Raw genomic sequence first — 9,886 nt, forward strand, 5'->3', positions numbered from 1 at the left:
CTCCTGGGATAGCCGGCCGCGTCGAGGTACTGCGCCCACTGCGTGTCGGAGAAGCCGGGCAGTTGCTGCGTGCCGATGGTCAGCAGCGGCAGCGAATTCTGGCCGCTGAGCTTCTGCAGCGCCTCCACATCCTGGTTGCTGTTCACCGTACGTTCCTGGAACGGAATGCCGCGCGTGACGAGCAGCGTGCGCGCCATCGAACAGGGACTGCATTCGTCGCCGCTGTAGAGCGTCACGGGATAGCGCTGGGCGATCTGGCGCAACTCGTAGGGCAGGCCCGCGTTGGCGGCGGCGCTCGGCGCCGGCTGCGCATTGGCGGCCGGTTCGGTGCTGGCGGTGGGCGCGCGGTCCGAGAAGGTGACCCGGCCGTTCTTGTCGACCTGCCGGTAGACCGGTTGCGCCATCGCGCCCGCGACGGCGAGCAGGAGGACGAAACCGGTCAGGCGACTTGGTGAGAATTTGTAAATCGGGCGCATGGCCCGAGTATCTCAAGCTTCAGCGCCGCATCAAGCCGGCTGCGGCTCGGCCATGCCCTGGTGTCGCAGCAGCGCATCAAGCTGGGGTTCGCGGCCGCGGAAGGCCTTGAACGACTCCATCGCGCTGCGGCTGCCGCCGGCCTCGAGGATGGCCTGGCGATACTTGCGGCCGGTCTCGATGCTGGGTTCGCCGTTGGCGCCCACGGTTTCCTCGAAGGCCGCGTAGGCGTCGGCGCTCAGCACCTCGGCCCACTTGTAGCTGTAGTAGCCGGCCGCATAGCCGCCCGAGAAGATGTGGCTGAAGGTGTTCGGCGTGCGGCTGAACGGCGGCGAGGGCATCACGGCCACCTCGGCGCGCACCTGGGCCAGCAGCGCGAGCACGTCGCCGGGCTTCGCGGCCGCGGCGTGGTACTCGGTGTGCAAGAGCATGTCGAACAGCGAGAACTCGATCTGGCGCAGCGTCTGCATGCCGCTCTGGAAGTTCTTGGCCGCGGTCATCTTGTCGAACAGCGCGCGCGGCAGCGGCTCGCCGGTGTCGACGTGGGCCGTCATGTGGCTCAGCACGTCCCACTCCCAGCAGAAGTTCTCCATGAACTGGCTCGGCAGCTCGACCGCGTCCCATTCGACGCCGCTGATGCCCGACACGTCGCGCTCGTTCACCTGCGTGAGCATGTGGTGCAGGCCGTGGCCGAATTCGTGGAACAGGGTGGTCACGTCGTCGTGCGTGAGCAGCGGCGGCTTGCCGCCCACGCCCTCGGCGAAGTTGCAGACCAGTTGCGCGATCGGCGTCTGCAGCCGGCCGTCGTCGGGCCGCAGCCAGCGCGCACGCACGTCGTCCATCCAGGCGCCGCCGCGCTTGGCGGCACGCGCGGAGGGGTCGAGGTAGAACTGGCCGACCTTCTGGCCGCCGCGCTCGATGCGGTAGAACTCGACGCTCGGATGCCAGGTCGGCGCGCTGTCGCGGCGGATCGAGACCTCGAACAGCGTCTCGACGATCTTGAACAGGCCCGCCATCACCTTGGGCGCCGGGAAGTACTGCTTGACCTCCTGCTCGCTGAAGGCGTAGCGCGCTTCCTTGAGCTTCTCGCCGACGTAGCTCCAGTCCCAGGGCTGCGGATCGGCCAGGCCCAGCTGGGTGGACGCGAAAACGCGCAGGTCGGCGAGGTCGCGCTCGCCGTAGGGGCGGGCCTTGGCGGCGAGGTCGCGCAGGAACTTCACCACCTGCTCGGGCGACTCGGCCATCTTCGGCACCACCGAGAGCTCGCCGAAGTTGCGGTAGCCCAGCAGCTTGGCCTCTTCCTCGCGCAGCGCGAGGATCTCGCCGATCAGGGCCGTGTTGTCGAAGGCCGGGTCGCCGAGTTCGCTGGCGCGCGTGACGTAGGCGCGGTAGAGCGTCTCGCGCAGCGCACTGCTCTTGGCGAACTGCATCACCGGCAGGTAGCAGGGCATCTTGAGCGTGAGCTTGTAGCCGTCCTTGGCCTCGGCTTCGGCTGCGGCGCGCGCGGCGTTGACCACGTCCTCGGGCACGCCCTCGAGCTCGCCGAACTGCGCGTAGTAGGCGAAGGCATCGGTCGCGTCGAGCGCGTTCTCGCTGAACTTCTGGCTCAGCTCGGCCTGGCGTTCCTGGATCTCGGCGAAGCGCTGCTTGGCCTCGCCCTGCAGCTCGGCGCCGCCGAGCACGAAGTTGCGCACCGCGTTGCGATGCGCCTGGCGCTGCTCGGCATCGAGCGTGGCGACGTCGATCGCCTTGTACTTCGCGTACAGGCGCTCGTCGGAGCCCAGGCGGGTCCAGAACGCGGTGACGCGCGGCATCGCCTCGTTGTAGGCGGCGCGCAGCTCGGGCGTGTCGGCCACGGCGTTGAGATGGCCGACCGCGCTCCAGGCGCGGCTGAAGCGTTCCGAGGCCACGTCGAGCACCTTGGAGATCGCGCTCCAGCTCGCGGGGAAGTCGGGGGCCGTCACCGTTTGCAGCGCGGTCTCGGCATCGGCGAGCAGCACGTCGACCGCGGGGGCGACGTGTTCGGGCCGGATGCGGTCGAACAGCGGGAGGTCGGTGAAATCGAGGAGGGGGTTGTTCGAGGTGGCCATGGTGTTCACTTGGCGACGCGTTCGGCCGCTTCAAGGGTGTTGGCGAGCAGCATGGCGCGCGTCATCGGGCCGACGCCGCCGGGCACCGGCGTGATCCAGCCGGCGACTTCCTTCACGCCGTCGAAGTCGACGTCGCCCGCGAGCTTGCCGTCTTCCTTGCGGTTCATGCCGACGTCGATGACCACCGCGCCGGGCTTGACCATGTCGGCCGTGAGGAGGTTGAGCTTGCCCACGGCCGCGACGATCACGTCGGCCTGGCGCGTGATGGCGCCCAGGTCCTGCGTGGCGCTGTGGCAGATGGTCACGGTGGCGCTCTTGGCCAGCAGCATCATGGCCATCGGCTTGCCGACGATGTTGCTGCGGCCGATCACCACCGCGTGCTTGCCGCGCAGGTCGTAGCCGATGGATTCGAGCATCTTCATGCAGCCGAAGGGCGTGCAGGGCCAGAAGCCCGGCGCGCCGGTCATCAGCGCGCCGGCGCTGGCGACGTGGAAGCCGTCGACGTCCTTCGCGGGCGAGATGGTCTCGATGACCTTCTGGCTGTCCATGTGCTTGGGCAGCGGCAGCTGCACCAGGATGCCGTGCACCGCCGGGTCGTCGTTGAGCACGCGGATGCGCGCGAGCAGGTCGGCCTCGCTCAGGTCGGCCGGGTAGGTCTCGAGCGTGGCCGAGAGACCGGTCTGCGTGCTGTCGTTGACCTTGTGCTTGGTATAGACCTGGCTGGCCGGGTCCTCGCCCACGAGGATGATGGAAAGGGCCGGGTTCACGCCGCGGGCCTTGAGCGCCGCGGTGCGGCCGGCGACTTCGGCGCGGATGGTTTTGGCGAGGGCGTTGCCGTCGATCAGTTGGGCGGTCATCGGTTTCGATTTTCCAAGTAAAAACGCCCGCTTGCGCAGGCGTGGGGGTCATGCATCGCTATCGAACAGATAGCCGGCTTCTAGGCCTTGGCAGCGGGCGCCGCCTGTCCGAGCGCGATCTTCAGCAGATCGGCCACGGTGTTGGCGTTGAGCTTCTCCATGATGTTGGCGCGATGCGCCTCGACGGTCTTGATGCTGATGCCGAGGTCGTCGGCGATCTGCTTGTTGAGGCGGCCGGCGACGATGCGCTCGAGCACCTGCGCCTCGCGGCCCGTGAGCTTGGACAGCAGCGCGTCGCGGCTGGCCGACTGCTGGTGCTGTGTGAAGGCGCCGCGCGCATGTTCGAGCATGCGCTCGACCAGCGCGACGAGTTCCTCGTCGTTGAAGGGCTTCTGGATGAAATCCATCGCGCCCTTCTTCATGCTGTCGACGGCCATCGGCACGTCGCCGTGGCCGGTGATGACCACGATCGGCAGCGGCGAGCGGCGCTCGATCAACCGGTCCTGCAGCTCCAGACCCGTCATGCCACCCATGCGGATGTCGACGATCAGGCAGGCCACCTCGCGGGGGTCGTAGCGGGAGAGGAAGGACTCGGCGGAATCGAAACAGCGGACCCGGTAGTCCTTGCCTTCGAGCAGCCATTGGAGCGAATCGCGTACCGCTTCGTCGTCATCGACGACATACACAGTGCCCTTTTTCGGAATCAAACTCATGCAGGTACCTTTACCTCGTCACTTGCTAGGGAACTGATAGCGTCCAACACCGGAATCCAGAAGGAAAAACGGCATCCGATCACATCCGGGCCATTGTAGATGTTCTCCGCCTGCATCCGGCCGCGGTGCGACTCGACGATGGTGCGGCACAGGTTCAGCCCGATGCCCATGCCCTCGGGCTTGGTCGAGAAGAAGGCCTCGTAGAGCCGGTCCATGACCTCGGGCGCGAGGCCCTTGCCGGTGTCCTGCACCGAGAACTCGATCGCGTTGTGGCCCTCGATCACCTTCGGCAGCACGCGCAGTTCGACGCTGCGCCGCGCCAGCGGGCGCTCGGCGAGGTCGATCGACTCGGCCGCGTTCTTCAGCAGGTTGACCATCACCTGCTCGATCAGGATCGGGTCGACGCGCACCATCGGCAGCCGCGCGGCCACGTAGTGGTTCAGGCGCACGTTGCGCCGGCGCAGCTCGATGCCGGCCAGCTCGACCGCCTCGCTGACCATGGTCGCGACGTCGGCCGGCGTGCGGTTGGGTTCGCTGCGCTTCACGAAGGAACGGATGCGCTGGATGATCTGGCCCGCGCGCTGGGCCTGCTTCGAAGTCTTCTCGAGCGCGGCCAGCAGCGCATCGTTGTCGATCGACTGGCTCTTGATGCGCGACATCATCCCGTTGCAATAGTTGCTGATCGCGGTCAGCGGCTGGTTCAGCTCGTGCGCCACGCTCGAGGCCATCTCGCCCATGGTGATCAGCCGGCTCGCCGATTGCGCGCGGTCGGCCTGCGCGGCGGCCTGTTCCTCGGCATCGCGGCGCGGCGTGATGTCGGTGGCGATCACCAGTTGCGCCAGGCGCCCGTCGACCCAGGTCAGGTAGCGCGAGCGCACCTCGAGCCACTTGCCGAGCTCGGGCACGAAGATCTCGTTGTTGGCCGCCTGCGCGGCGGTCAGCGTGTCGATCGGCAGGCCGGCGTAGGGGTCGACGTCGTCCAGGCCTTCATCGTGCGCGTTCGAGGCCGGCACGCCGGCCTGCGCCACCATGCCCAGGTGGCCGACGGTGTCGGAGCCGAACCACAGGCGGTAGAGCTTGTTGGCGAACAGCAGCTCCTCGCTGCCGATCGGCGCCACCGACACCGCGGCGTCGAGCGCCTCGAGCACGGTGGTGAAGCGCTCGTACGAGGCCGACAACTGTTCGCGGATGCGCGTGGGCTCGGTGATGTCGGTCATCGAGGTCATCCAGCCGGTCTGGTGGCCGCGCGCGTCGATCAGCGGCGAGACGTACAGCCGCGCGTCGAACACGCTGCCGTTCTTGCGCTTCACGCGCACCTGGAAGCCGCCGGGCAGGGCGCGGCCGTGCAGTTCCTCCTCGAGTCGCTCGTTCATGATCTCGCGGTCGGACTCGAGCCAGTAGGGGAAGGGCGGTGTCTGGCCGACCAGTTCCTCCTCGGCCCAGCCGGTCATCGCGCAGAAGGCGGCGTTGACGTAGGTGATGCGGCCCTGCAGGTCGAGCACCCGCATGCCGGTCAGCATCGAGTTCTCCATCGCGCGGCGGAAGTTGGTCTCGGCCACCAGCCGCTGCTGCGCCTGCAGCCTGCGGCGCGTGTGGCGCCAGGTGCCGATCAGCATCCAGCTGGTGAGCACGCTGAGCGCGCAGACCAGCCAGAACAGCCCGTTGCCGACCACGCCCTGCGAGGTGCGGTAGGCCTGGGCGCGCAGCACCAGCGCGTTGCCCACGGGCGAGACCGGCACTTCGTATTCGTTGGTGCGTTCGCTCCAGGGCAAGAGGCGCGCGCCGGTCTCGCGCAGGTTGGCGGTGTTGCCCGCGATCACCTTGCCCTTGGCGTCGAGCAGCGACACCGCGTAGCGCGCCTGCACCTCGGAAGGCATGCCGTAGCGCAGCAGGCCATCGACCGAGAACTCGCCGAGCACCACGCCCGCGAACAGGCCCTGGTCGAACAGCGGGATGTGCAGTTGCAGCATGGCCGGCGGATCGCCGCCGGCCGCGGGCTGGGAGAACACCGGCTGGCGCAGCTCGCGCGCCAGCGCGTAGTTGCTCTCGATGTCGCCGGGGCGCAGCACGTCGCCGATCAGGTGCTGCTGCGCCGGATGCACGCTGGGCGCGGCATAGCCGGCCTTGAAGCGGCGGCGGTCGTCGATCCAGGTGATGGTCTGCAGCTCGGGGAACTGGCTCACCAGCGATTCGGCGCGGCTGGTGAACTCGATCGGGTCGATCTCGCGGTTGGAGGCATCGCGCGCGATGCGCATCAGTTGCTCCTGGCGTTCCAGCAACCGCAGCCGCAGGCGCTGCTGGGCGTATTCGACGTCGCGGCGCACCGATTCCTGCTCGCGCTCGACCTCCTCGGTGCGCAGATACCAGAAGGCGGTGACGATCGCCGCGAGGAACAGCAGCACGGCGGCCATCGGGGCCAGCATCGCGACGGCGTCCTGCAGCACCGGGGTCTGGCGGCGCCACCAGCGGCGCCACCACGACAGCGGCGAGGCGTTGACGGCACTGCGGGCCACGGCCAGCGGGGAGGAAAAAGGCATTGCGGGAGTTTATTAGGTGGCGGGCTTCCCAAGGCCCGGGTTATCGACGGTGGCACTGGTCCCGGCACGGTCTAGGGCTGGCAGAAAATCGTCAAAATGTCACATTAAGAAATCTATACGCACTATTTGAAATCTCATTATTTCTGTGCGACACTCCGCGCGCTCACACGCAGAGCGCCTAAATTACGCCCACAGCCCCAAAAGGAGAGACAAGCATGTCGGCAAATCCCGAGAAGCAATTCGGCCCGGCCGCGAACGACGCGGATTCCCAGGAAACGCGCGAGTGGATGGATGCCCTGTCCGCCGTGATCCAGAGCGAGGGCCCCGAGCGTGCGCACTTCCTGCTCGAACAGCTTCTGGAACACGCCCGCCAGAACACGGTCGACATGCCGTTCTCTGCCAACACGGGCTATGTCAACACCATCGAAACCTCGCAGGAAGCCCGCAGCCCCGGCAACCTCGAGATCGAACAGCGCCTGCGCGCCTACATGCGCTGGAACGCGATGGCGATGGTGGTCAAGGCCAACCGCCACCATCCGGCCGAAGGCGGCGACCTCGGCGGCCACATCGGCTCCTTCGCCTCGCTGGCCAGCATGTTCGGCGCCGGCTTCAACCACTTCTGGCACGCCGAGAGCGAGAACCACGGCGGCGACCTGCTCTACATCCAGGGCCACGTCTCGCCCGGCATCTATGCCCGCGCCTACCTCGAAGGCCGCCTGACCGAGGAGCAGCTGCTCAACTTCCGCCAGGAAGTCGACGGCAAGGGCCTGTCGAGCTATCCGCACCCCAAGCTGATGCCCGAGTTCTGGCAGTTCCCCACGGTGTCGATGGGCCTGGGCCCGCTGATGGCGATCTACCAGGCACGCTTCCTCAAGTACCTGCATGCCCGCGGCATCGCCAACACCGAGAACCGCAAGGTCTGGGTCTTCTGCGGCGACGGCGAGATGGACGAGGTCGAATCGCTGGGCGCGATCGGCCTGGCGGCGCGCGAGAACCTCGACAACCTGATCTTCGTCATCAACTGCAACCTGCAGCGCCTCGACGGCCCGGTGCGCGGCAACGGCAAGATCATCCAGGAGCTCGAAGGCGAGTTCCGCGGCGCCAACTGGAACGTGGTCAAGCTGATCTGGGGCAAGGGCTGGGACGCGCTGCTCGAGAAGGACCATGATGGCGCGCTGCGCAAGATCATGATGGAGTGCAACGACGGCGACTACCAGTCGTTCAAGGCCAACGACGGCGCCTATGTGCGCAAGAACTTCTTCGGCCGCGATCCGCGCACCTTGAAGATGGTCGAGCACCTGAGCGACGACGAGGTCTGGAACCTGCAACGCGGCGGCCACGACTCGCAGAAGGTCTACGCGGCCTTCCACTCGGCCCAGAACCACAAGGGCCAGCCCACGGTGCTGCTCGTCAAGACCGTCAAGGGCTTCGGCATGGGCAAGATCGGCGAGGGCAAGAACACGGTCCACCAGACCAAGAAGCTCAACGACGACGACATTCGCGCCTTCCGCGACCGCTTCAACATCCCGATCCCCGACAGCCAGATCGCCGAGCTGCCGTTCTACAAGCCCGCCGACGACACGCCGGAAATGCGCTACCTGCACGAGCGCCGCAAGGCGCTGGGCGGCTACCTGCCGCACCGCCGCGTCAAGGCCGAGGAGAGCTTCACCGTGCCCGCGCTCGACACCTTCAAGGCGGTGCTCGAACCCACCGCCGAAGGCCGCGAGATATCGACCACGCAGGCCTACGTGCGCTTCCTCACGCAGCTGCTGCGCGACCAGGCCCTGGGCCCGCGCGTGGTGCCGATCCTCGTGGACGAGGCGCGCACCTTCGGCATGGAAGGCCTGTTCCGCCAGATCGGCATCTACAACCCGCACGGTCAGCAGTACACCCCGGTCGACAAGGACCAGGTCATGTACTACAAGGAAGACAAGGCCGGCCAGATCCTGCAGGAAGGCATCAACGAAGCCGGCGGCATGTCGAGCTGGATCGCGGCGGCGACCTCGTACAGCACCAACAACCGCATCATGGTGCCGTTCTACGTGTACTACTCGATGTTCGGCTTCCAGCGCATCGGCGACCTGGCCTGGGCGGCCGGCGACATGCAGGCGCGCGGCTTCCTGCTCGGCGGCACCTCGGGACGCACCACGCTCAATGGCGAAGGCCTGCAGCACGAAGACGGCCACAGCCACATCCTGGCCAACACCATCCCGAACTGCGTGAGCTACGACCCGACCTTCGCGCACGAGGTCGGCGTGATCCTGCACCATGGCTTGAAGCGCATGGTCGAGAAGCAGGACAACGTCTACTACTACATCACGCTGCTCAACGAGAACTACCCGATGCCCGGCCTGCAGCCCGGCACCGAGGAACAGATCATCAAGGGCATGTACCTGACGCGGCAGGGCCCGGCGATCAAGGCCGCCAAGGGCAAGGAAGCGCCGACCGTGCAACTGCTCGGCAGCGGCACCATCCTGCGCGAGAGCTTCTTCGCGCAGGAGCTGCTCGAACAGGACTGGGGCGTCTCGGCATCGGTGTGGAGCTGCCCGAGCTTCAACGAGCTGACGCGCGACGGCCAGGACGCCGACCGCTGGAACCTGCTGCACCCGACCGAGGAAGCCCGCGTGCCCTTCGTGGCGAAGCAGCTCGCAGCGAGCACCGGTCCGGTGGTCGCCTCGACCGACTACATGAAGGCCTACGCCGAGCAGATCCGTCCCTTCATCCCCAAGGGCCGCAACTACAAGGTGCTGGGCACCGACGGCTTCGGCCGCAGCGATTTCCGCAACAAGCTGCGCGAGCACTTCGAGGTCAACCGCCACTACATCGTGGTGGCCGCGCTCAAGGCCCTGGCCGAGGACGGCGTGCTGCCGGCCGCCAAGGTGGCCGAGGCGATCAAGAAGTACGGCATCAACGCCGACAAGGTGAACCCGCTCTACGCGTAATCACGATTCCCCACAACCAGGACGCGCCTTCCGGCGGGAGACAAACGATATGGCAGCAGTGGAAGTCAAGGTACCCGACATCGGCGATTTCGATGAAGTCGCGGTGATCGAGGTGTTGGTGAAAGTGGGCGACACGGTCAAGCCCGAGCAGTCGCTCATCACCGTGGAGTCGGACAAGGCCTCGATGGAGATTCCGTCGTCGTCCGCCGGCGTGGTCAAGGAACTCAAGGTCGAGGTCGGCAGCAAGGTGAAGGAAGGTTCGGTGGTGCTGGT

At 66.9% G+C, this 9,886-nt stretch carries 7 protein-coding genes; 2 read left to right on the forward strand and 5 right to left on the reverse strand.

The features are described 5' to 3' along the window. The 5 genes from AC27VN_RS21910 to AC27VN_RS21930 all read right to left on the reverse strand — a co-directional run. Nucleotides 1–476: glutaredoxin family protein (locus tag AC27VN_RS21910; protein ID WP_490877884.1), on the reverse strand; the 476-nt coding region annotated here is incomplete at its 3' end. Between the two features lie 30 nt (nucleotides 477–506). Continuing rightward, nucleotides 507–2,564, reverse strand: a complete 2,058-nt coding sequence (locus AC27VN_RS21915) for a M3 family metallopeptidase (RefSeq protein WP_490877885.1) — start codon at nucleotides 2,562–2,564, stop codon at nucleotides 507–509. A 5-nt stretch (nucleotides 2,565–2,569) separates the two neighbouring features. Then, a complete protein-coding gene (gene folD / locus AC27VN_RS21920) occupies nucleotides 2,570–3,421 on the reverse strand; it encodes a bifunctional methylenetetrahydrofolate dehydrogenase/methenyltetrahydrofolate cyclohydrolase FolD (RefSeq protein WP_296797854.1) in 852 nt (283 codons plus the stop codon). A gap of 80 nt (nucleotides 3,422–3,501) precedes the next feature. Next, on the reverse strand, nucleotides 3,502–4,134 hold the full coding sequence (locus AC27VN_RS21925; RefSeq protein WP_057593667.1) for a response regulator transcription factor: 633 nt from the start codon (nucleotides 4,132–4,134) through the stop codon (nucleotides 3,502–3,504). Next, nucleotides 4,131–6,671, reverse strand: a complete 2,541-nt coding sequence (locus tag AC27VN_RS21930; RefSeq protein WP_093342651.1) for a PAS domain-containing sensor histidine kinase — start codon at nucleotides 6,669–6,671, stop codon at nucleotides 4,131–4,133. The genes AC27VN_RS21925 and AC27VN_RS21930 overlap by 4 nt, the downstream gene beginning before the upstream one ends. A 215-nt stretch (nucleotides 6,672–6,886) precedes the next feature. On the opposite strand from AC27VN_RS21930, the gene aceE reads away from it, so the two are divergent. Further along, entirely contained in the window at nucleotides 6,887–9,613 is a 2,727-nt protein-coding gene (gene aceE, locus AC27VN_RS21935; RefSeq protein ID WP_490877886.1) for a pyruvate dehydrogenase (acetyl-transferring), homodimeric type, read from the forward strand. A 49-nt stretch (nucleotides 9,614–9,662) separates the two neighbouring features. After that, the coding region (locus tag AC27VN_RS21940) for a biotin/lipoyl-containing protein (protein WP_490877887.1) at nucleotides 9,663–9,886 on the forward strand (224 nt) is incomplete at its 3' end.

This window comes from Variovorax sp. 20P10.2.4, from assembly GCF_058244205.1.

Excerpts from the sequence above, each read along its gene's own strand:
- AC27VN_RS21915 (WP_490877885.1), bottom strand. The coding sequence starts at position 2,564 with ATGGCCACCTCGAACAACCCCCTCCTCGATTTCACCGACCTCCCGCTG.
- folD (WP_296797854.1), bottom strand. The coding sequence starts at position 3,421 with ATGACCGCCCAACTGATCGACGGCAACGCCCTCGCCAAAACCATCCGC.
- AC27VN_RS21925 (WP_057593667.1), bottom strand. The coding sequence starts at position 4,134 with ATGAGTTTGATTCCGAAAAAGGGCACTGTGTATGTCGTCGATGACGAC.
- AC27VN_RS21930 (WP_093342651.1), bottom strand. The coding sequence starts at position 6,671 with ATGCCTTTTTCCTCCCCGCTGGCCGTGGCCCGCAGTGCCGTCAACGCC.
- aceE (WP_490877886.1), top strand. The coding sequence starts at position 6,887 with ATGTCGGCAAATCCCGAGAAGCAATTCGGCCCGGCCGCGAACGACGCG.